Here is a 21,719-nt window from a genome sequence, read left to right as displayed (position 1 = left end):
GTGTTTTTTTATGTTATATTTTTATGTTATATTTTTATGTTCTATATTGTATGTTCTATATTGTATGTTCTACACTTATATATCCTTTACATTTCCCTTTTGGGAACCGGTTCCCCGTTTTTGAAGATGCTGTCACACGGAACGCAGCCACGTACAGAGGAAAGAGGATAAATATTGGTATTTTTGCCGATCACGGAGCCAGGATTCAGCACAGAACCACAGCCTACTTCCACATGATCTCCCAGCATTGCGCCAAACTTCTTAAATCCGGTCTCTACCTGCTCCTGCCCATCTTTAACAATCACCAGCTTTTTGTCGGATTTCACATTGGAACAGATAGAACCAGCTCCCATATGAGACTTATACCCAAGCACAGAATCTCCCACATAATTGTAATGAGGTACCTGCACACAATTAAAAAGTACTACATTCTTAAGCTCTGTAGAATTGCCTACTACACAGCCCTCTCCTACGATCGCATTGCCTCTGATAAATGCGCAGTGGCGTACTTCTGCATTCTTACCAATGATAGCCGGTCCATGGATGCTGGCAGTAGGTGCTACCTGGGCTGATCTGGCGATCCAGATATCTCCCTCCAGATGCTCATACTCTGCCGGATCTAATGTATTTCCCAGCTTTATGATAAAATCTCCTATCTCCGGAAGCACTTCCCAGGGATAGGTCTTTCCTTCAAATAATTCCCCTGCAATCGTTTCATTCAGATCCAGAAGATTAGAAATAGTAAAATCCTTCATCATGATGATTTTCCTCCTTGTTTCCCGGAAGAAGCACTTCTGGTACTTCTCTCCGGTTTTTTATAATACTGTGCCGATGCATCAAAGAATTGCCGCAAAGCATACTGATAATTGCTGGCCTCCACCTGATTGGTACGGATGCGTACAAAATGTTCCAGCTTATCCATATATTCCTGCTCTGTAATGGATCCCTCCGCCACATAAGTCAGTCCCTTTTCCCAGCTTGCTGTAAGCTCCGGATTCAGAAGCTGACGGATGGAGCAATTCACTACGTCATAAATCATCTCGCCTAAAAGTGTGGGAGTGATCATCTGTGTTTTCTTGTTCAAGGACAGATACTTAATATTAAACAGCTTTTTCAGGATCTCTGCCCTGGTAGCACTTGTACCGATTCCGCTGCCTTTGATCTGTGCACGCAGCTCCTCGTCTTCAATAAGCTGTCCTGCATTTTCCATGGCAAGGATCATGGAGCCTGAATTGTATCTTTTAGGAGGGGATGTTTCCCCTTCTTTAATATTCAAACTGTCCACGGAAAGTATATCATTTTTCTTCAGTTTCTGCAATGCACCAAGAAGCGCTGCATCACAGGCCACATCTTCACTGTCTTCTTCGGACTTTCCTTCTGCAGCTCTCCCTTCTGTATCAGAAGCCTTCTTTCTTGCAAATGAATTGGCTGCAATCTTCAGGTATCCTTCACTTACCAACACTTTAAAAGAAGAGAAAAAGGATTCATTCCCCATCCTGGTTACAATGGAAACCTTCTGATACACTGCAGGAGGATAAAAAATACACAGAAAACGTCTCACGATAGTCTCATAAACCCGCTGAGAAGTAAGGGACAGGCCTTTTAAGTTGCCAAGTCCCTGTCCTGTAGGTATAATGGCATAATGGTCTGTGATCTGCTTGTCATTTACATATCGTGTCTTGGCTATGGTTTGCCAGGTTCCCATAGAAAGAGCTTCTTTTGCAGCATCTGCAGCAGGCCCGTAATTCTGCAGCCCGGATATATTCTTAGAGATTACCTTTGCCACTGCTGTTGACAGTACCCTTGCATCTGTCCTGGGGTAGGTTACCAACTTTTTCTCATATAATTCCTGCACTACTGCCAACGTTTCATCCGGGCTAATCTTAAATAGCTTGGAGCACACATTCTGCAGCTCTGCCAGGTTAAACAAAAGCGGTGGATTCTTATTTTCCTTTTTCCGCTCCACCTTCTCTACTGTACAGGACAAAGGCTGCACAGATGACAGGCTTTGGATCAGCCCTCTGGCATCTTCTTTTTTCTTAAAACCGTTTTCTTTATATAATACAGGGGACTGGAAATAAGAGCTGCCTTCTACTGCCCTCCATTCACCCTCGAATTTTTCTCCTTCAAGTACAATACTACTGACCACACGGTAAAATGGTGTTTTCACAAAAGAACGGATCTCCCGTTCCCTGCGTACTACCATCCCAAGCACACAGGTCATTACTCTTCCTACAGAAATAGCCTGATATTTGGAACTTAGATAATTAGATACACTGTTCCCATAACGCAAAGTCAGTACACGCGAAAAATTGATCCCCATCAGATAATCTTCTTTTGCACGAAGGTAAGCAGAAGCTGCAAGATTGTCATATTCTGAAATATCCTTTGCTTCACGGATCCCTCGCATAATTTCTTCTTCTGTCTGAGAATCAATCCAAACTCTTTTTTCTTTTTTTCCTTTTACACCAGCCATCTGTGCCACCAGCCGGTAGATATACTCTCCCTCCCGTCCAGAGTCCGTACACACATAGATGGTCTCTATATCCGGCCTGTTTAAAAGGCCCTTTACAATCTGAAACTGTTTCTGAACGCCTGGAATCACTTCGTATTTAAAGTCACGGGGCAAAAAAGGCAGGGTATCAAAACTCCACCTTTTGTATTTCATATCATATTTTTCAGGATAGCTCATAGTGACCAGGTGCCCTACACACCAGGTCACTACAGAAGTATCAGACTCCAGATAACCATCCCTTCTTTGTCCGTTGATCTTTAAAGCTTTTGCAAATTCCTGAGCCACACTGGGCTTCTCGGCTATGTATAAAGCTTTTGACATTATTTATCTGCACTCATCTTTCTCAGCGGCCATGCAAGCAGCAGAGCACCGCCTACCATATTTCCAAGTGTTACGATCAGAAGATTCTTCAGCATCAGTCCGATGGAAAGCCCATCTACCAGACAATAGGAAGTAACAAAAATTCCCATATTGGCAATGCTATGCTCAAATCCGCTTACAACAAATCCTGAAATACACATAACGATCATCAGGAATTTTCCTGTTTCGCTTTTTAACTTAATTCCGCAAAGCACGCCAAGGCATACAAAGAAGTTACAAAGCACTGCCCTGAAGAACATCTGGCCTGCAGGCATTGTCAGCTTGTTGTTGATAAATCCTCCGAAATAATCTGCTGTACCGGATGCCCCTGCCCATACAAAGATCAAAGCCAGGATCAGACATCCTACAAAATTACCGATATAGCTTACCAGCCATACCTTTCCGGCATCCTTCCATGACACACTCTTATCATAAGCGCCAAATGCCATGACCATATTATTGCCGGTAAATAACTCTCCACCTACCAGGCAGATCAGAAGCACTGCAATAGAGAAAACCAAAGCCCCCAGAAATTTTCCCCATTCAGGTGCATTCGCTGAAAATACATTTCCCACCACATTACTGTAGATCATGGCCATGTCAATAAAAAATCCTGCCATGACAGCCCGAAGAAAGTATTTCAGGAAATTGCCGTTTAAAAGACCGATCTTGGCTTTTGCGGCGTTAGCAAGTTTCTGTACATCCTCGTAGTTCATAAAAAACACCTCCGCTGGTTTATGAAATTTGTGCAACTGCAACAGTATTTTTACAGTCGCTAATTTTTACTACCGGTATATTATAACACTTTGATGTTTTTTTCACAATAGACTTTGAGAAATAATTACCAATAACCTATTCAGGGCTTTTATAGTTTATAATAATACCTGTTATTATTCTCTCATAAACAGCAAATCAGCATCTTTCCTGGGAATTGCCTTGCCAATTATTGCGCCTGGGAATTGAAGACTTGATAATCTTTTCACAGCTTCCAAAGAATCCTTCTCAGATACTGCAAGAAGAAGTCCACCGGATGTTTGGGGATCGCAAAGCACATCTATAAGCTCAGGAGCAGTATCTCCCCAGCTGCATTTGTCTTTTACAAACTCTTTATTCCGGTAAGCACCGGCTGGTACCATTCCCATGGAAGCATATTCCAGGGCTCCTTTCTGTATAGGCACTGAAAGCGGATCGATGCACAGACTCACACCACTGCCCTGGGCCATTTCAAGACAATGACCTGCAAGACCAAATCCGGTAATATCCGTACATGCATGGATCTCCAGATCTGCCACCGCATCCCTGGCATATTTGTTCAGCCAGCTCATTACCCGGATCACTTCCTGCCCCGCATCCCTGCTTAAGAAATCAGCCTTCAGGGCGGTAGTCAAAATCCCTGTACCAACAGGTTTCGTAAGGATCAGACGATCCCCTGGCAAAGCCCCTATATTTTTCCATAGATGATCCGGATGTACAAAACCGGTAACACATAATCCGTACTTAGGCTCATCATCCTGGATCGTATGTCCGCCTGCAAGAACGGCGCCTGCTTCTTTTACCTTGTCTGCTCCTCCCCTCATAATATCCCCAAGGATATCCGGAGAAAGGCAGTTTGGAAAAGCAGCAATATTCAAAACCAGCTTCGGCTCTCCACCCATGGCATACACATCGCTTAATGCATTGGCTGCAGCGATCTGTCCAAAGGTATAAGGATCGTCCACGACAGGTGTAAAAAAATCTACAGTCTGTATCATGGCCAGATCCTGGTTGATCTGGTAGACAGCAGCATCATCTGATGTTTCTGTGCCTACCAGAAGATTTGAATCGTAAAATTTTGGCAGCTTGCTCAGAACCTGAGCAAGGGTCCCCGGACCTAATTTGGCCGCTCACCCAGATGTATGGGAAAGAGTGGTCAGCCGGATCTTCTCTCTCTGGTCCAAATCGCCACCTCCTTTTTATTTCGCCTGGATATAACCCTTTGCTTTCAAAGTCTCAGCACAAAGAACAGCACCGCCAGCTGCACCTCTTACTGTATTATGGGACAGTCCGATAAACTTCCAGTCATATACCGTATCCTCACGAAGACGTCCTACAGAAACGCCCATACCATGTTCAAAATCAACATCTGCTGTAACCTGTGGACGATTGTCCTCTTCCAGATACTGGATAAACTGCTTCGGCGCACTTGGAAGCTGAAGCTCCTGGGGAATGCCTTTAAACTCTCTTAATGCATTAACCAGCTGCTCTTTGGTTGGTTTCTTTCTGAATTTTACAAAAACAGCTGCTGTATGTCCATTCAGGATCGGCACACGTACACACTGACAGGTAATAACCGGCTCTTTTGCAGGTACGATCTCACCATTCTGGATCGTGCCCCAGATACGAAGAGGCTCTTTCTCACTCTTCTCCTCCTCACCGCCGATATACGGAATAATATTGTGTTCCATCTCCGGCCAGTCTTTGAAGGTCTTGCCTGCACCGGAAATAGCCTGATAAGTAGTAGCAACTACTTCATATGGCTCAAATTCCTTCCATGCAGTGAGAACAGGTGCATAGCTCTGAATAGAACAGTTCGGTTTAACTGCAATAAATCCTCTCTTTGTGCCAAGACGTTCTTTCTGGTGTTTGATCACTTCAAAATGCTCAGGATTGATCTCCGGAATAACCATGGGAACATCCGGTGTCCATCTGTGTGCACTGTTATTGGAAACAACTGGTGTCTCTGTCTTCGCATATTCTTCTTCGATTGCCTTGATCTCTTCTTTTGTCATATCAACAGCAGAAAATACAAAGTCTACAGTAGAAGCAACCTTTTCAACCTCATTAACATTCATAACGATCAGGTCCTTTACAGCCTCCGGCATAGGAGTATCCATTTTCCAACGGCCGCCAACGGCCTCCTGGTATGTCTTTCCTGCGCTTCTTGGGCTTGCAGCTACTGTTACTACCTGAAACCATGGATGATTCTCAAGCAGAGAAATAAATCTCTGACCTACCATGCCGGTTGCTCCTAAAATACCAACTTTTAATTTTTCACTCATAATATGATCTCCTCAGTGTTTTTTGCACGCATACATCCTATTGGCATGTCTTTATTCCACGTACATTTGTCTTTTCATCAAATACTATAACAATCTTACCAAAAAAGCAAGCCTTTTTTTGTTATTTATGCTGTTATTAATTCTCTTCCAGATATTTTTTGTTTTCCTGGATCACCTGACGCATAACCTCCGGTCCCGGAGCTCCGTAAGTAGTACGCTTTTCCACACAGGTCTTCATACTTACAGCCTGGTAAATATCTTCCTGGAAAACAGGGCTGATCGCCTGATATTCGGCAAGAGGAAGATGATCCAGGGAAGTACCAAGTTCAATACACTTCAATACAAGCTGGCCTACGATCCCGTGGGCATCCCTGAAAGGCACACCATGGTTCACCAGATAATCTGCCGCATCTGTAGCATTGGTAAAGCCATTCTTTGCACTGGCTTCCATATTGTCCTTCTTAAACTCCATGGTAGATACCATACCTGTAAATAATGCCAAGCAGCCTTTAACTGTATCAATGGCATCAAAGGTTAGTTCCTTATCTTCCTGCATGTCTTTATTATATGCCAGTGGAATCCCCTTCATAGTTGTAAGAATAGACATAAGAGCACCATATACACGACCAGTCTTGCCACGTACCAGCTCTGCAATATCCGGATTCTTCTTCTGCGGCATAATACTGCTGCCTGTACTGTAGGCATCATCAATCTCCACAAACTGGTATTCATTGGAATTCCACATAATGATCTCCTCAGAAAAACGGCTGAGATGCATCATGATCATAGAAAGGGCTGATAAAAGTTCGATCACATAATCTCTGTCAGAAACAGAATCCATACTGTTCCTGGTGGGCTCATCAAATCCCAGAAGCTGTGCTGTATACGCCCTGTCCAGCGGATATGTAGTACCTGCAAGTGCACCGGCTCCCAAAGGACAAGTATTCATCCTTTTGCGGATATCCATAAGACGCCCTCTGTCTCTTCGGAACATCTCAAAATATGCACCAATATGATGGGCAAGTGTAACCGGCTGTGCTTTCTGAAGATGGGTAAAACCAGGCATCCAGGTCTGTACATTGCCTTCCATGATCTTAAGAAGAGCCTTCAGAAGATCCTTTACCTCACCGTCAATCGCATCAATCTCATCACGCACATAAAGCTTCATATCCAGGGCTACCTGGTCATTACGGCTCCTGCCGGTATGCAGCTTCTTACCTGCATCGCCTACACGTTGGATCAGGTTGGCCTCCACAAAGCTGTGGATGTCTTCATACTCGGAAGTTATGGCAAGTCTTCCTTCCTTTACATCCTCCATAATGCTGCCAAGCCCTTCCATGATCTTGTCCTTTTCTTCCGCTGTAAGAATCCCCTGCTTTGCCAGCATCTCCACATGGGCCATACTGCCTCTGATGTCCTGCTCGTAAAACTTCTGGTCAAAAGAAATCGATGCATTAAAATTGTATACAAGTTTATCTGTTTCTTTTGTGAAACGTCCGCCCCAAAGCTGTGCCATGTTTCTTCCTCATTTCTTTTATTTTTTTGCAAACAGTTCAGCAGCCATATCCTTAAAGTCTGCTGCACCATTACATTTTTCTATGACAGTTTATCACAGATTATCCAGTTTGGAAAGTTCTTCCTTCCTGTCTCTCCTGGAAAACACACATCCGCAGTAATTCTGCCTGTACAGTCCATATTCCCTGGAAAGCTGGATAGACCGCTTATATCCATCCTTTTTCTTAAAGTCTGACGGCAGATGAGATACCTGATAAATCTCTCCTAGTTCTTCTCCGATCTCATTGATCTTTACCGCATTTTTCAGTGGACTGATCGACAACGTAGTTGTAAAGTAATCATACCCGCCTTCTTTGGCCAGGCGGGCTGCCTGCTCCATCCGAAGCCGATAGCAGCCAAAACACCGTTCTCCTCCTTCAGGAACATTCTCAAGTCCTTTCGCCATATCATAAAAATCCTGCGGACAATATTCTCCTTCGAGAAGATCCACAGGATGTTCAAATTTCATCTCTTGTATCAACCTGCGAATCTCTGCCACACGTTTGGCATACTCTTCTGCAGGTGCTATATTAGGATTATAGAAAAAAACTGTGATCCTGAAATACTGTGAAAGGTATTCCAGCACATAACTGCTGCATGGAGCACAGCAGGCATGTAAAAAAAGCCTTGGTACATGCCCCTGCTCCTGTTCTTTTTTAATCAGATTTTCCAGTTCTTTTTGATAATTTACATTCGCCAATTCTCTCGCCCATCCTTACAATCGTCTCATATCCAGCTTCTGTATTCTCCAGCAGGTCACTGTCCAGCCGCACCTTTCCATGCTGTAAAAACAGAATAATCGTGGAGCCTCCAAATTCAAAATAGCCTTTTTCTGCTCCCTTTTTCACCTGGCAGGAATCCTTTTCCAGGTTTGTGATCTTTCCAACCATCATGGCACCTACTTCCATCATCATTATGGTGCCAAACTTCTCTGTACGGATCAAAGTATATTCTCTTGCATTCTCACGGTAAATAGGAAACGCATCATTAGCTGCCGGATTAACAGTATGATAGATCCCGGGCAGCGTAACATTTTTTGATTTCTGTCCGTCTGCCACATAACAGTAATGATGGTAATCATCCACCGTCAGGCGAAGGATCACAGCATATCCACCCTTATAATGGTCTGCCAGTCTTTCGTTTCTAAGGAGCTGTGCAGCAGTATACAAAGTGTCCTTTATATAGAACCTGGTATCTGCCCCGATCCTGCATACAGTAACCTTCCCGTCACAGGGACTGATCAGCAGATTCTCTCCCTGGGCAATCATACGTTCCCCGGGTCTGATCCTTCTGGTAAAAAAATCATTGTAAGAGCGAAATCTCTGCTTTGTATACACAGACAGATCAATCTGATTTTTTTTCACAAAACCAGGAACCATCCCTGCTGATAGCGGACTATTCAGGAAAACACCGGCTGCCTTTGAGACAAATGGACGTACCAGCAGTTTCAGGCAAAGTCTTCCTCCCCGGTCATTGTACAGAAAGTGGAGAAGCTTGTCCTGTCCGTTTTCTTCAATTGTGATATTTCCTTTTCTGTCTATATAGTTCATTTGTATTCAACACCTTTATAATAAAATGATGGTACCAGAGCCAAAATAAAAATAATGATACCAGGATCAAAAGGTTTGGGCTGTGATACCTGCGGATTTCATCTTTATAACAAATGGAACATAAATGCAAGTGCAATGCCTACCAGTGCAACCAGCAGAATGATCATTGGATTCTGTGGCTTCTTTACTTTAATGTCGCTGATAAACAGTACTCCTACAACCACCACTGCCACATTGATCACAAAAAGGAAGTACCTGCCACAATATTTTCTTAACAGATACAGGAAAGGTAAAATGATCGCCATGGATGTGATGGGCAGCCCCTGATAATATTTCCTGGTTTCTGCAGTTTCATTCTGACGCTTTTCTTCCATTACATTAAAAAAAGCAAGACGGATCACAGAGGCCATTCCGTAAAGAGCAAGGATGAACACACTGAATGCTCCCCGCATCCCCAGGCAATAGCAGATCATAATGGGAAAAACTCCAAAACAGACCACATCACACAAGGAATCGATCTGAATGCCGAATCTCTTCTCATCTTCTGTACGATTCTTCTTGGTACGGGCGATCTTCCCGTCAAACATATCGCAAAGCCCGGACAGGGCAAGACACAGAATAGCTACCCGAAAATCCCCTTCCAATGCCCGTGTCATACCCACAATGGAAAACCCCAGACTTATATAAGTCAAAACAACTGTATAATCATAAAAACCTAACATACGCTTTTCTCCTTTTTTTCTGTTTGTGTATCATCCCGTATCACAAAATATGCAACACAGGTCATTATGGCACTGATCAGCATCTGTCCATAATAAGACAATCCTCTGCTAAGAAGCATGGACGGCAGAAGCAGATCGCCAAACACCGGCTCAAACATGCGGATGTAAAGAGTCTCACTGATACCCATACCGCCAGGCAGCGGAAGCATATCCACTGATACGGAAATCATGGACTGCAGCAGTGTAATGGCAAAAAAGCCCACTGAATGAAGTCCCAGCGAACGGTACACCCAATAGGTGATGGTGAACAAAATACATCGTTGAACCAGAGTAATAAGAAATACATTCAGGATGATCCTTTTATGGCCTGCCCAAAAAGCTGCAGTGGCATGGTACTGATCCATAGACTCTTCCAGCTTTTTCAAACGGCTTTCCTTTTTCTTCAGGAACTTTACATGCTCCAGAAGCTTCAGTCCCTTTACCATCAGCCATTTTGCAAGACCAGGAGCAAATACCAGAGTCAGCATCAGGGTAACGCAAAAAATATTAAGTCCCAATCCCAGATAAAAGACCCACATGTAATCTCCAAGATATCCTCTGAGAAAACCACTGCCAAATATAGCTGCTACCACACCGATCAGTACAAGCACAGCCTTATATGTAATGGTAACGATCATCAATACCAGCGTGGTCACAGGGACAGGCATCTTGTCCTTTTTCATGAAATAGATCTGCATTGGCTGTCCTCCGGACGCAGATGGAGTAATGCAGCTGAAAAAAAAGCCTACAAAGGAATACAGGGCGCAGTGTCCCATCTTTACCTTTGCTCCCAAAGTACGCATCATATAGAAAATGATCGTTGATTCTCCCAAAATAAAAAGTATCACACAGACCAATCCCAGCAGCAGATACCGCCAGTCAGCATCCCTCACTGCCTGAAGAATATCACCGATATCCTCTCCTCGAAATACAAAATGGATGGTCAGTACAAAAACAACAACCAGAAATACCAGATTAAAAATCGTTTTTCTTTTGCTTGACATTGGATTATCTCTTTCATTTAAAATTCCTTTTCTCAGCATTATATCATAATTTCTTACAAAAGCATATGATAAAATATATTAAATTGGAGGCAAAATATATGAAGCCACTACTGGAAGTCAGAGATGTAAGCCTCTCCTACCACAGCCTTTCCGGGGAAACACCAGCCCTTTCTAATATATCCTTTGACCTGATGCCTGGCGAGTTTCTTGCCATTGCCGGTCCATCCGGATGTGGGAAGTCTACGCTCCTGAACCTGATCAGCGGACTTTTAACTCCTGAAAAAGGCTCCATCTATATGGGAGATCAGCCTGTAGGAACCCCAAACACACGTATAGGATATATGCTGCAGAAAGACCATCTGCTGGAATGGAGATCCATATACAGAAATATTATCCTGGGGCTGGAGATCCGTCATCAGCTTACTCCCGCCAAAAAAGAGCTGGCAGATCAGATGCTGGCCACTTATGGTCTGGATAAATTCAGAAATGCCAGACCGTCCCAGTTGTCTGGAGGCATGCGGCAGCGTGCTGCCCTAATCCGTACCCTGCTGCTGAAGCCGGAGCTTCTACTCCTTGATGAGCCCTTTTCTGCCCTTGATTATCAGACACGTCTGAATGTAAACGATGATATTGGAAAAATCCTGAAGAAAGAAAATAAACCTGCAATTCTGGTGACTCATGATATCGGAGAAGCCATTAGTATGGCTGACCGTGTAGTGATCCTGTCAAAACGTCCTGCTGTTGTGAAAAAGATCGTCCCCATTGAGCTTGGCCTAAAAGACAGAACACCTATGTCCTCCAGAAATGCCTCGCTTTTTAAATATTATTTTAATCTAATATGGAAGGAGCTAAATCAGAATGAATAATCACTCTTTCAGACAACAGCAATATCTTTTCAGGTTAAAAAGAGACAGAATCCTGATCCATGCATTCAGGCTCCTGCTTCTAGCTTTTTTCCTGTTTTTCTGGGAAACCGCTTCCAGGAAACAATGGATCGATTCCTTTATTTTTTCCAGTCCTTCCCTGGTCCTGGAAACCTTTGTAAAAATGCTGAAAGAACAATCTCTTACCTTGCATATCCGCATCACACTGTCAGAAACCCTGATCAGCTTTTTTCTTGTAATGAGTCTTGGTATCTTAAGTGCAGTGATCCTATGGCTTTTCCCAAAAATCTCCAGAATCCTGGAGCCCTACCTGGTGGTTCTGAACAGCCTGCCAAAATCCGCACTTGCTCCACTTCTTATTGTCTGGCTGGGTGCCAGCGAGAAAACTATTATTGTATCCGGCATATCCGTCGCCATCTTCGGCTGTATTCTCAACCTGTATACAGGCTTTACCGAAATCAGCCAGGAAAAGCTGAAACTGATACGAACCCTTGGGGGTGGCAGGATAGATGAATTATTTAAGATCGTCCTTCCCTCTTCTGTACCTACCATACTAAGCAACATGAAGGTAAACATAGGTCTTTGCCTGGTTGGAGTGATCATCGGGGAGTTCATCGGTGCCAGACAGGGACTGGGATACCTGATCATCTATGGAAGCCAGACTTTTAAGCTTACCTGGGTACTGATGTCCATTGTGATCCTGATGATCATTGCCATGCTTTTATATGGAATCCTGAATCTTATTGAAAGAAAAGTGAGAAAGCACTAATTGCCGGAGTCTTTCTCCGGCCTACATAAGCAGCTGCTTCAGCCACTTTGAAGCCGTTTCCGTATTCTGGGCATTTACAAGCACAGCCACACATACCGGCTCATATTCAACCCCAAACTGTTCTTTCAGACTTTGATCTGAAACCAGAATGTGATTTCCCTGTATCTTTTGCCCTGCAGCCTGAAGGATATCCTGATCCAACAGCTGATCAAGATCCATAAAATAGCCTTCCTTTTCAAAGGAACTGCAAAGTGCTTCCGGCATTAGTGCCACATCGAAGGCCTGTGCCTGTACCTTTGTCACAAAAGCCACCTGGCTGTATGTATCCAGCTGGGTACCATCTTCATTTGTCACAAATGTTTCTGTAATATCAACCTTCTGGTATGGATCCTGGTCAATCCCCAATAATTCTTTCAGGTTTTCTTCCACAATTTCAGATTCAGAACCTGCTGAATCTGTCACAGCAATGGATAAAACTGTTTTGATCCTGGCATTTTCTATCCAGCTTCGTATGCCAAAAGCCAGGAACACCACCCCTATTGCCACAAAAATCCATACTTTATAATACATCCAGATATACTGCAGCTTTCCTTTCCAGTCCATTGCTTTTAATTTTTCTTTTTCCAGAAGTCTTTTTTCTTTTTTAGTAAGATCTGATTCATGTTTCTGACTCAGCTGCTGACAGGTATGTTCCTCCTGCTGTTTTTTTTTATTTTCATCTTCCAGTTCAATTCTCATAAAATCCCTCGTTTTCATTTCATAATGTTTATATATGATACCATACTTTCTCAGAAATAAACATACATATTCTTGTTCTGTCACAGAATTCCATTTATAATATGATTACAGCGTCAAAAGGTCTGAGCCCATCTGTGCCAGCCATATGTGGGGGAATGCCTTAAGACACGCCCTGAATATAAGGAGGCACTTTTCCCATGAAAAAAAACGGCTACTATTCTTCCGGTGAATTTGCAAGGATGGCCCACGTTACCCTTCGCACCATCCGTTATTACGATAAACAGGACATCCTGAAGCCCTCATATGTATCCCCTGCAGGAGCACGTTTTTATACAGATGAGGATTTTGCCCGTCTGCAGCAGATCCTTCTTTTAAAATACTTAGGTTTTTCTCTGGACGATATCCGTAAAATGACCATTGATGATTCAGATTATCACTTCATGCTTAATTCCCTGGATGTGCAGCTAAAGCTTGTACGGGACCGGATTGAACAAATGGAAATGGTAGAACAGGCTATACTGGATACTGCAGACATGATCCGAAAGGAGCACACAGTAAACTGGAGCCAGATGCTGAACCTGATTCATCTTACAGGCATGGAAAACAGCCTGAAGAACCAGTACCAGGATGCCTCCAATATTTCTGCCAGAATCAATCTGCACAGTCTTTATTCTGTGAACCACCAGGGATGGTTCCCCTGGTTTTACCAGCATTGTCATCTGACAGATGGTATGAAAGTGCTTGAGATTGGATGTGGCGACGGTACTTTATGGACAGAGAATCTTTCCTGCCTTCCCAGGAATATTTCCGTAACCCTTTCCGACACTTCAAGCGGTATTCTCCGTGATGCCCGAAGAGCCATAGGAGGAGTGGATCCCCGTTTTTCCTATACTGCCTTTGACTGCCATCAGATACCTTTCCCAGATGAAATCTTTGACCTGGTGATCGCAGGCCACGTACTTTTTTACTGTGACAGAATCGGGGATGTATGCCAGGAAGTAAGCCGTGTATTAAAGCCTGGCGGTTTGTTCCTGTGTTCCACATACAGCAGCAGCCATATGCGAGAGGTAAGTCAGCTTGTTCAGGATTTTGATGACCGGATCGTTCTTTCCGCAGAAAAGCTTTATGAGAAATTTGGCAGAGAAAACGGAGCCGGGATTCTGTCCAGGTATTTTTCCTCAGTAACCTGGGAATCCTATCCTGATCACCTTGTGGTTCCTGATGCCCAGCCTCTGATCTCCTATATCCTTTCCTGCCACGGCAATCAGAATCAATATATTCTGGATCATTACAAGGAATTCCGCTCCTTTGTGGAGAAAAAAACAGAGCATGGGTTTCACATTACTAAAGATGCAGGACTTTTTCTTTGTGAAAAAGTAACAAATTTAAAAAAATTGTAAAAAAGTCCTTGAAAGTGACCTTACGTTATCTTTTATACTGAAACTATCATAAATAACGCACCATTTACAAAACAAAGGAGAAGATATTACTATGAAGGGAATTATTCTTGCCGGAGGCTCCGGTACCCGTCTTTATCCGCTTACCATGGTAACATCCAAACAGCTGTTACCGATTTATGACAAACCTATGATCTACTATCCCATGTCCGTATTGATGAACGCAGGGATCCGTGATATCCTGATCATTTCCACACCTCAGGATACCCCAAGATTCCATGAGCTTCTGGGGGATGGACATCAGTTCGGTGTACATCTTACCTATGCTGTACAGCCAAGCCCGGACGGACTTGCACAGGCCTTTATCATTGGTGCCGATTTTATCGGCAATGACACCGTTGCAATGGTTCTTGGCGATAATATTTTCGCTGGACATGGCCTGAAAAAAAGATTAAAAGCAGCTGTTGAAAATGCAGAATCCGGCAAAGGAGCCACTGTTTTCGGTTACTATGTAGATGATCCGGAGCGTTTCGGTATCGTAGAGTTCGACAAAGACGGAAAAGCAGTTTCCATCGAGGAAAAGCCGGAAAATCCAAAGAGCAACTACTGCGTAACAGGCCTTTATTTCTATGACAACCGGGTGGTTGAATATGCAAAGAACCTGAAGCCAAGTGCCAGAGGAGAGCTGGAGATCACAGATCTGAACCGTATCTATCTTGAGAATAACACCTTAAATGTAGAGCTTCTGGGACAGGGCTTTACCTGGCTGGATACCGGCACACATGAGAGTCTGGTGGAGGCAACCAACTTTGTAAAAACTATGGAAAGCCATCAGCACAGAAAGATTGCCTGCCTGGAGGAAATTGCCTACTTAAATGGCTGGATCACAAAGGAAGACGTTTTAAAGGTATACGAAGTTCTGAAAAAGAATCAGTATGGACAGTATTTAAAAGACGTTCTGGATGGTAAATATCTGGATGTTCTGCACTGAAAGGAGAATTTATAAAATGAAGATCATTGTTACCGGCGGTGCCGGATTTATCGGAAGCAACTTTATTTTTCACATGTTAAAAAAATATCCGGATTACCGGATCATCTGCCTGGACTGCCTGACCTACGCAGGTAATCTTTCCACTCTTGCACCTGTAATGGACAATCCAAATTTCCGTTTTGTAAAAGAAAGCATTACAGATAGAGAAGCTGTATACAAACTTTTTGAAGAAGAGCATCCGGATATGGTTGTAAACTTTGCAGCAGAAAGCCATGTAGACCGTTCTATCGAAAACCCTGAGGTTTTCCTGAACACCAATATTATCGGCACTGCTGTTCTGATGGATGCATGCCGCAAATACGGAATCCAGCGTTACCATCAGGTTTCCACTGACGAAGTTTATGGAGATCTGCCTCTGGACCGCCCGGACCTGTTCTTTACTGAGGAAACTCCCATCCATACAAGCAGCCCTTACAGTTCTTCCAAAGCAGGCGCTGACCTTCTGGTACTTGCTTACCACAGAACTTACGGCCTGCCTGTAACCATCAGCCGTTGCTCCAACAATTACGGTCCATACCACTTCCCTGAGAAGCTGATTCCTCTTATGATCGCAAATGCGCTGAATGACAAGCCTCTTCCGGTTTATGGAAAGGGCGAAAATGTACGTGACTGGTTGTATGTAGAAGATCACTGCAAGGCAATCGACCTGATCATTCATAAAGGCCGCGTAGGCGAAGTTTACAACATCGGCGGACATAACGAGATGAAGAACATCGATATTGTAAAAATCATCTGTAAAGAACTAGGCAAACCGGAAAGCCTTATTACTTATGTAGCAGACCGTAAGGGGCATGACATGCGTTATGCCATCGATCCTACCAAGATCCATAATGAGCTTGGCTGGCTTCCGGAAACAAAATTCGCAGACGGAATCAAAAAAACCATCCGCTGGTATCTTGACAATAAGGAATGGTGGGAAACCATTATTTCCGGTGAGTATCAGAATTACTACGAAAAAATGTACGGCAATCGCTGATATAAGGATCGTAAGGAGGACGCTATGAAGTTTTTTGTAACAGGTGTGGCAGGACAGCTTGGCCATGATGTGATGAATGAGCTGCACAAGCGGGGCTTTAAAGGCGTTGGGTCTGATATTGCACCGGTCTACAGCGGTATACAGGATCATTCCCCGGTTACTGAAATGCCTTATGTTTCCATGGACATTACAGATGCCAGGGCCGTAGAAAATATCCTGACACAGATCAAACCGGATGCTGTGATCCATTGTGCTGCATGGACAGCTGTTGATGCTGCCGAAGATGAGGATAAACAGGAAAAGGTTCGCCTGGTAAACGTAACAGGCACAGAAAATATTGCAAAGGTATGCCAGAAGCTGGACATTAAAATGATGTACCTTTCTACCGACTATGTATTTGACGGACAAGGAGAGTCGCCTTGGGATCCGGACTGCAAGGATTACAAGCCATTAAATGTTTACGGACAGACCAAACTGGACGGTGAACTTGCTGTTTCCGGTCTTGTTTCCAAATTCTTCATTATCCGTATTGCCTGGGTGTTTGGAAAAAACGGAAAGAATTTTATCAAAACCATGCTAAGTCTTGGTAAAACACACGATACCCTTCGTGTGGTAAATGACCAGATTGGCACCCCTACCTACACCTTTGACCTGGCCCGTCTGATGGTAGATATGATTTTGACCGACAAATACGGATATTATCATGCTACCAATGAGGGGGGCTACATCAGCTGGTATGACTTCACAAAGGAGATCTTCCGTCAGGCGGAAGCCCTTGGACATCCAGAATATGCTCCTGATCACTGCCACGTATATCCGGTGACTACTGCTGAATATGGTGCTTCAAAAGCAGCAAGACCATTTAACAGCCGTCTGGATAAAAGCAAGTTGGCCAAATGCGGATTTACTCCTCTTCCCACCTGGCAGGATGCACTTGCTAGATACTTAAAAGAACTGGATTTCTGATAATTAAAAACAATTTCAGGTTGGTTTATCCCTGACAGCAAAAGACCTGCAAAGTACGAAAAATACTTTTGCAGGTCTTTTTTAACATATTCGTTTTACCCAAATTTATGCAGCACTATCTGCTGTTGTAGTGTCTGCTGCAGTATCTGCAGCTGTACCTTCCTGTGCATCTGAACTGCCCTCCTGCCCCGGAACAGGGGATGGAGTGATAGGACCGTCCTCCGGGATTCCCATATCCTGGGTAGATGTATCAGAAGCAGCCTCATCCTGAGTGATGGTCTGTCCGTCACGTACCTTTGCCATCAGCTCTTTGGCCTTATCTACTGTAGTCTCATCCGGGATCATAACGTAAGCAGGCTGACTTAAGGAGTATGGCTTTTCCTTTGCACCAGTACCATTCACGCTGTAAGTAACCACATTCCAGGTACCCCCATTCTTCAGCTGATCCTGGAGGATCTCAGCAATCTCCTCATAAGTAATATTCGTGCCAAAACAGCCATCCAGGCCTTCGATCACACTGGAATAATTCTTCAGGATGTCCGGAGACATTGCCTTTGCGATCACTGCTTTGATCACAGCCATCTGGTTCTTGCCCCTCTGTCTGTCACCTTCAGAAAATGCATATCTCTCTCTTGCAAATACAAGAGCAGACTCTCCATCCAGATGATTGACGCCTTTGTTGTAATGCCATCCCAGAATGTTTCTGGAATCAAATTCATAATCAGAATCCACATCAATGCCGCCAAGTGCATCAATGATCTTTGTAAATCCTCCAAAGTTCACGCGGAAATAATAATGAATATCTTCATCGTAAAGCATACCCAATGTATCCATACATACATCAATACCATAGATACCGGCATGGGTCAGCTTATCCTTTGCTCCATTGGAAATAGAAAGAGGAACAAAATAATCTCGTGGTGTGGACACAAGCAGGATCTGCTTTGTCTCTGTATTGATGGTGGCCACGATATTCACATCACTTCGGCTGGACGCAGTCATCTCGCCTCTTGTATCAATACCGCTAATATAAATGGTATAGATCTTGCCGCCGCCAGCAGTCTCTACCGGCTTCACCGGCTCTTCATCCTTCTCGGCGATCACATTCTCCACATCTACTGTACCAACTTCTTTGATCTTTGACTGGATGTCTGTATATCCTTCCATCTCGGACAAGACTTCCACATAAGCCTGGTTAAGGATCAGTGCCTGTACCTGACCGTTCAGAAGACCATCTGCCAGTTCTGTAAGCCCTGGGAACTCTACTGTATTCACATCTGTATCAAACTGGCTTTTCAGATGGGCAACAGCTCCGTCTGTGTTGGTACGGTCAAGAGCCTGAAGGATACCATAAGTGTCCCCCTTGGTGGCGTCCACAGAATCTGCTGTATCCTCAGCCTTTACATAAACAGATATCTTGGTGATCTCAGTCTTTTCTCCGGAAATCCTGGTGATGGCTGTCCTTGTCTGATTCACGTAAGCACCGCCAATGGCAAGAATTGCAATAAATACAAACCCAAGCAAAGCCCCGACAGTAAACCGGATCTTATTGCTCATTCGCCATACAAGGGCTGCAGTGAGGACCACAAACAAAAGCAGGATCACACCGGCAACAATCATGTAGGTATCTGGAATCATCTTTGTTCTGGCAAGCATAACCATAAAGATCACGGAAACCACCAGTAAAAGCACAGTGATCACCAGACCTGGCACCCTGTCAAACTTTTTCTTCCAATTCATCCTTGCATTCTCCTTTTCATCACATATTTCAAGAATGCCTCGGCATTCTTGCTGCGAGGTGCGCGTCATGCAATTGCATGACATACTTCTCCTGCGCACCTCTGCAATCCTGCCGGAGGCTATATCAGCTGGGGGATTGACTCCCACCACTGATACCAGCTTGTTTCTCACCACCTATAGAGGTGGGAGTCATCTCCCAGCTGATATTCAAAATCACCCCATATTTTATACGCTGGATACATGAAAATCAAGAGGAGAATCCTTATGCAGCTTAAATTTAAGATTCTTTTTATAAATTATGGGATTAAAATGGATATTTTTCAACGTGTATGCTATAATTCTAACCAAATTGCGGAAAATCTCACATTATAGGAGGCATTATACATGACCAAAGATACTTTTTTACAGCTTGCAGACCAAATCCTGCTCCTTGATGGCGCCACAGGCTCCAATCTGATGGCAGCAGGAATGCCAAGAGGCGTATGCACCGAAGAATGGGTGCTCAGCCACAAAGATGTGATTCAGAAACTGCAGAAAGAATATATCGAAGCAGGAAGCCAGATCATCTACGCTCCTACCTTTGGCGGCAATCGGTGCAGTCTTAGCCTGCACAATCTTCAGGATCAAGCCAGCCAGATCAATCATACACTGGTCAGCTATTCGAAAGAGATTGCCAAGGGCAGGGCTTATGTAGCCGGTGATATTACCACCTCCGGCAAGATGATGGTTCCGGCAGGCGAAATGACGTATGAAAACGCCTATGAAATGTACAAAGAACAGGCTGGATACCTGGTAGATGCCGGTGTGGATCTTTTTGCAGCAGAAACCATGATCAATATCGAAGAAACACTGGCAGCTGTAGATGCTGTCTCCAGTATATGCGATCTTCCTATCCTTTGCACCATGACTGTAGAAGCAGATGGCAGTATTTTCAGCGGCGGCAATGCAGTTGAAGCAGCACTTGCCCTGGAGGCAGCCGGTGCATCAGCTGTAGGAGTGAACTGCTCTGTGGGACCAGATCAGCTGGTATCTGTGATACGGAATATACACGAAAACGTATCCATACCTGTAGTTGCCAAGCCCAATGCAGGTATGCCTTCCATTGATGACCAGGGACATGCTGTATACAATATGACCGCAGAAGATTTTGCCAGACATATGAAAGTACTGATAGAAAATGGTGCCTCTGTGATAGGAGGCTGCTGCGGCACCACACCGGAATTTATCCGTCAGACCGCACAACTGATCCGCAGCCTTTGATTCCCCTTCTGTTATCTTACTTTAATTGCCTTTTTAGGACACATTTCCTGACAGCAAAAACACCGGATACATTTTTTATAATCATAAACAGGCGGCTGGTCTTTCCCCTTACGGAAGTCCACCGCCTTTTCCGGCACAGGACAGCTATTCACACAGATACCACATTTAACACACAAATCCGCCTGAATATAGGGCTTTTTCTGGAACAGATTCAATGCTTTAGCCATCCTGGTCCACAGGTTCTGCCGGAGTCTTTTCCGATCCACATGAAAATCTGGTTTGCCAAACAGTTTCACAGCATCTGAAATGGAAATCTCTTTTCCTTCAGGAAGGAGAACTAAGATTTCCTCTTCCTTCCATGTACCAAGCCCCATCTTTTCTCCATGATAATTTGTTGGAACCAATGCAGGATCCAGATAGACAAGTCTTGCAAACATACTATCAAGGGCCACAGGATCTGTGGACATAAGCAGTACATTCATAGGCACAGGATCACCTGCTCCCGGACCATTGCCCTCCATGGCAACAATGCCGTCCATCAGATACAGCCTGGGCTTTACCATCTTGTTCAAATCAACCAGCATTCTGGCAAAGCTATCCGCACTGGGATACTTGGTATGTCCAATGGCTTTTTGTCTTCCATATATAAATCCATAACTGTTTTTTACTGCCCCTGTGATCCGCTCCAGTGCATGTGTTTTCATTTTTGACACAGAAATCACACAATCCGCCTCTGTAAGCTCCTTAGGCAATATAAATTCCTTTGCCTGGATCCCCTGAGGATAGGAAACCATTACTGGTTCTTTATAATCAACAGCAGGGATGTGATACTTTTCCAAATAAGCATCCATCCCTGTTCCTTGTATCACCTTACTGGTAGTTCCATTTCCGCAAGAATCTGCCAGCATGATCCGGTTATAACCTTCTTCCCGCAGGATCCTTGCCAGCGCACCGACCACAATAGGATGCGTGATCACAGCCTTTTCTATTTCTGCTTTTTTCAGAAGATTTGGTTTTAAAAGGATTTGTTCTTCTTTTCCGATCAGGCTTTCAACACCTCCAAGCAGTGCAAGCCCTTTTTTAAGAAGAGAATAAATTTCTTCTTCCTCATATTCCTTACAAGGAAGAAGAATCACTCTGCTTTTTTGCTCCATAA

At 44.0% G+C, this 21,719-nt stretch carries 20 protein-coding genes; 7 read left to right on the top strand and 13 right to left on the bottom strand.

Annotated elements, in window-relative coordinates; genetic code table 11:
• Positions 1–86 precede the first annotated feature (86 nt).
• The 10 genes from OCV61_RS01320 to OCV61_RS01275 all read right to left on the bottom strand — a co-directional run bounded on the left by OCV61_RS01320 (position 87) and on the right by OCV61_RS01275 (position 10,782).
• Complete coding sequence (locus OCV61_RS01320) at positions 87–758, bottom strand: acyltransferase (protein WP_158420275.1); 672 nt, start codon at positions 756–758, stop codon at positions 87–89.
• The gene (locus tag OCV61_RS01315; RefSeq protein ID WP_158420274.1) at positions 755–2,836 is read right to left on the bottom strand and encodes a DNA topoisomerase; all 2,082 of its coding nucleotides are present in this window, start codon (positions 2,834–2,836) and stop codon (positions 755–757) included. The genes OCV61_RS01320 and OCV61_RS01315 overlap by 4 nt, the downstream gene beginning before the upstream one ends.
• On the bottom strand, positions 2,836–3,591 hold the full coding sequence (locus OCV61_RS01310; protein WP_158420273.1) for a formate/nitrite transporter family protein: 756 nt from the start codon (positions 3,589–3,591) through the stop codon (positions 2,836–2,838). The genes OCV61_RS01315 and OCV61_RS01310 overlap by 1 nt, the downstream gene beginning before the upstream one ends.
• Positions 3,592–3,765: 174 nt before the next feature.
• On the bottom strand, positions 3,766–4,812 hold the full coding sequence (gene selD, locus OCV61_RS01305) for a selenide, water dikinase SelD (RefSeq protein WP_158420272.1): 1,047 nt from the start codon (positions 4,810–4,812) through the stop codon (positions 3,766–3,768).
• Between the two features lie 15 nt (positions 4,813–4,827).
• On the bottom strand, positions 4,828–5,913 hold the full coding sequence (gene asd / locus OCV61_RS01300) for an aspartate-semialdehyde dehydrogenase (protein WP_158420271.1): 1,086 nt from the start codon (positions 5,911–5,913) through the stop codon (positions 4,828–4,830).
• A gap of 136 nt (positions 5,914–6,049) precedes the next feature.
• Positions 6,050–7,429, bottom strand: coding sequence for an argininosuccinate lyase (gene argH, locus OCV61_RS01295; RefSeq protein WP_158420270.1), 1,380 nt, complete (start codon positions 7,427–7,429; stop codon positions 6,050–6,052).
• A 93-nt stretch (positions 7,430–7,522) separates the two neighbouring features.
• Positions 7,523–8,167, bottom strand: coding sequence for an epoxyqueuosine reductase QueH (locus tag OCV61_RS01290; RefSeq protein WP_158420269.1), 645 nt, complete (start codon positions 8,165–8,167; stop codon positions 7,523–7,525).
• The gene (locus OCV61_RS01285; RefSeq protein ID WP_158420268.1) at positions 8,124–9,017 is read right to left on the bottom strand and encodes a phosphatidylserine decarboxylase; all 894 of its coding nucleotides are present in this window, start codon (positions 9,015–9,017) and stop codon (positions 8,124–8,126) included. Before OCV61_RS01285 ends, OCV61_RS01290 begins: the two co-directional genes overlap by 44 nt.
• 104 nt (positions 9,018–9,121) lie before the next feature.
• A complete protein-coding gene (locus OCV61_RS01280; protein ID WP_158420267.1) occupies positions 9,122–9,739 on the bottom strand; it encodes a CDP-alcohol phosphatidyltransferase family protein in 618 nt (205 codons plus the stop codon).
• Positions 9,733–10,782, bottom strand: coding sequence for a lysylphosphatidylglycerol synthase transmembrane domain-containing protein (locus OCV61_RS01275; protein ID WP_158420266.1), 1,050 nt, complete (start codon positions 10,780–10,782; stop codon positions 9,733–9,735). The genes OCV61_RS01280 and OCV61_RS01275 overlap by 7 nt, the downstream gene beginning before the upstream one ends.
• Positions 10,783–10,880: 98 nt before the next feature.
• Between OCV61_RS01275 and OCV61_RS01270 the strand changes: the two genes are divergently transcribed.
• Both OCV61_RS01270 and OCV61_RS01265 read left to right on the top strand, forming a co-directional pair.
• Complete coding sequence (locus tag OCV61_RS01270) at positions 10,881–11,648, top strand: ABC transporter ATP-binding protein (RefSeq protein WP_158420265.1); 768 nt, start codon at positions 10,881–10,883, stop codon at positions 11,646–11,648.
• Positions 11,641–12,435: an ABC transporter permease gene (locus OCV61_RS01265; protein WP_158420264.1), complete on the top strand. Its 795-nt coding sequence runs from the start codon at positions 11,641–11,643 to the stop codon at positions 12,433–12,435. Before OCV61_RS01270 ends, OCV61_RS01265 begins: the two co-directional genes overlap by 8 nt.
• A 21-nt stretch (positions 12,436–12,456) precedes the next feature.
• On the opposite strand, the gene OCV61_RS01260 is transcribed toward OCV61_RS01265, so the two are convergent.
• Positions 12,457–13,173: a hypothetical protein gene (locus OCV61_RS01260; protein ID WP_158420263.1), complete on the bottom strand. Its 717-nt coding sequence runs from the start codon at positions 13,171–13,173 to the stop codon at positions 12,457–12,459.
• A 197-nt stretch (positions 13,174–13,370) separates the two neighbouring features.
• On the opposite strand from OCV61_RS01260, the gene OCV61_RS01255 reads away from it, so the two are divergent.
• The 4 genes from OCV61_RS01255 (at position 13,371) to rfbD (ending at position 17,563) form a co-directional block, all read left to right on the top strand.
• Positions 13,371–14,573 carry a MerR family transcriptional regulator gene (locus OCV61_RS01255; RefSeq protein WP_158420262.1) on the top strand — a complete coding sequence of 401 codons (1,203 nt, stop codon included), beginning with the start codon at positions 13,371–13,373 and terminating at the stop codon, positions 14,571–14,573.
• Between the two features lie 91 nt (positions 14,574–14,664).
• Positions 14,665–15,561, top strand: a complete 897-nt coding sequence (gene rfbA, locus OCV61_RS01250; protein ID WP_158420261.1) for a glucose-1-phosphate thymidylyltransferase RfbA — start codon at positions 14,665–14,667, stop codon at positions 15,559–15,561.
• A gap of 16 nt (positions 15,562–15,577) precedes the next feature.
• Positions 15,578–16,597: a dTDP-glucose 4,6-dehydratase gene (rfbB, locus tag OCV61_RS01245; protein ID WP_158420260.1), complete on the top strand. Its 1,020-nt coding sequence runs from the start codon at positions 15,578–15,580 to the stop codon at positions 16,595–16,597.
• Between the two features lie 24 nt (positions 16,598–16,621).
• Positions 16,622–17,563 carry a dTDP-4-dehydrorhamnose reductase gene (gene rfbD / locus OCV61_RS01240; protein WP_158420259.1) on the top strand — a complete coding sequence of 314 codons (942 nt, stop codon included), beginning with the start codon at positions 16,622–16,624 and terminating at the stop codon, positions 17,561–17,563.
• A gap of 105 nt (positions 17,564–17,668) precedes the next feature.
• Here the strand turns inward: rfbD and OCV61_RS01235 are convergent, their stop codons facing one another.
• A complete protein-coding gene (locus OCV61_RS01235) occupies positions 17,669–19,303 on the bottom strand; it encodes an LCP family protein (protein ID WP_158420258.1) in 1,635 nt (544 codons plus the stop codon).
• A gap of 384 nt (positions 19,304–19,687) precedes the next feature.
• On the opposite strand from OCV61_RS01235, the gene OCV61_RS01230 reads away from it, so the two are divergent.
• On the top strand, positions 19,688–20,563 hold the full coding sequence (locus tag OCV61_RS01230; RefSeq protein WP_158420257.1) for a homocysteine S-methyltransferase family protein: 876 nt from the start codon (positions 19,688–19,690) through the stop codon (positions 20,561–20,563).
• A gap of 11 nt (positions 20,564–20,574) precedes the next feature.
• Here the strand turns inward: OCV61_RS01230 and OCV61_RS01225 are convergent, their stop codons facing one another.
• Positions 20,575–21,717 (bottom strand): DUF362 domain-containing protein, encoded by a 1,143-nt coding sequence (locus OCV61_RS01225; RefSeq protein ID WP_158420256.1) that lies wholly within the window; start codon positions 21,715–21,717, stop codon positions 20,575–20,577.
• Between the last annotated feature and the right edge of the window lie 2 nt (positions 21,718–21,719).

Source organism: Blautia ammoniilytica (assembly GCF_025566965.1).
In the GTDB taxonomy this organism is placed as follows: domain Bacteria; phylum Bacillota; class Clostridia; order Lachnospirales; family Lachnospiraceae; genus Blautia_A; species Blautia_A ammoniilytica.
The sequence above is the reverse complement of the archived record's forward strand: the minus strand, read 5'-3'. Positions and strand labels throughout refer to the sequence as shown.

Excerpts from the sequence above, each read along its gene's own strand:
- OCV61_RS01280 (WP_158420267.1), bottom strand. The coding sequence starts at position 9,739 with ATGTTAGGTTTTTATGATTATACAGTTGTTTTGACTTATATAAGTCTG.
- OCV61_RS01310 (WP_158420273.1), bottom strand. The coding sequence starts at position 3,591 with ATGAACTACGAGGATGTACAGAAACTTGCTAACGCCGCAAAAGCCAAG.
- OCV61_RS01275 (WP_158420266.1), bottom strand. The coding sequence starts at position 10,782 with ATGTCAAGCAAAAGAAAAACGATTTTTAATCTGGTATTTCTGGTTGTT.
- OCV61_RS01270 (WP_158420265.1), top strand. The coding sequence starts at position 10,881 with ATGAAGCCACTACTGGAAGTCAGAGATGTAAGCCTCTCCTACCACAGC.
- OCV61_RS01320 (WP_158420275.1), bottom strand. The coding sequence starts at position 758 with ATGATGAAGGATTTTACTATTTCTAATCTTCTGGATCTGAATGAAACG.
- OCV61_RS01315 (WP_158420274.1), bottom strand. The coding sequence starts at position 2,836 with ATGTCAAAAGCTTTATACATAGCCGAGAAGCCCAGTGTGGCTCAGGAA.
- rfbD (WP_158420259.1), top strand. The coding sequence starts at position 16,622 with ATGAAGTTTTTTGTAACAGGTGTGGCAGGACAGCTTGGCCATGATGTG.
- argH (WP_158420270.1), bottom strand. The coding sequence starts at position 7,429 with ATGGCACAGCTTTGGGGCGGACGTTTCACAAAAGAAACAGATAAACTT.
- OCV61_RS01265 (WP_158420264.1), top strand. The coding sequence starts at position 11,641 with ATGAATAATCACTCTTTCAGACAACAGCAATATCTTTTCAGGTTAAAA.
- OCV61_RS01235 (WP_158420258.1), bottom strand. The coding sequence starts at position 19,303 with ATGAATTGGAAGAAAAAGTTTGACAGGGTGCCAGGTCTGGTGATCACT.
- OCV61_RS01230 (WP_158420257.1), top strand. The coding sequence starts at position 19,688 with ATGACCAAAGATACTTTTTTACAGCTTGCAGACCAAATCCTGCTCCTT.
- rfbB (WP_158420260.1), top strand. The coding sequence starts at position 15,578 with ATGAAGATCATTGTTACCGGCGGTGCCGGATTTATCGGAAGCAACTTT.
- rfbA (WP_158420261.1), top strand. The coding sequence starts at position 14,665 with ATGAAGGGAATTATTCTTGCCGGAGGCTCCGGTACCCGTCTTTATCCG.
- OCV61_RS01255 (WP_158420262.1), top strand. The coding sequence starts at position 13,371 with ATGAAAAAAAACGGCTACTATTCTTCCGGTGAATTTGCAAGGATGGCC.
- OCV61_RS01285 (WP_158420268.1), bottom strand. The coding sequence starts at position 9,017 with ATGAACTATATAGACAGAAAAGGAAATATCACAATTGAAGAAAACGGA.
- OCV61_RS01260 (WP_158420263.1), bottom strand. The coding sequence starts at position 13,173 with ATGAGAATTGAACTGGAAGATGAAAATAAAAAAAAACAGCAGGAGGAA.
- OCV61_RS01225 (WP_158420256.1), bottom strand. The coding sequence starts at position 21,717 with ATGGAGCAAAAAAGCAGAGTGATTCTTCTTCCTTGTAAGGAATATGAG.
- asd (WP_158420271.1), bottom strand. The coding sequence starts at position 5,913 with ATGAGTGAAAAATTAAAAGTTGGTATTTTAGGAGCAACCGGCATGGTA.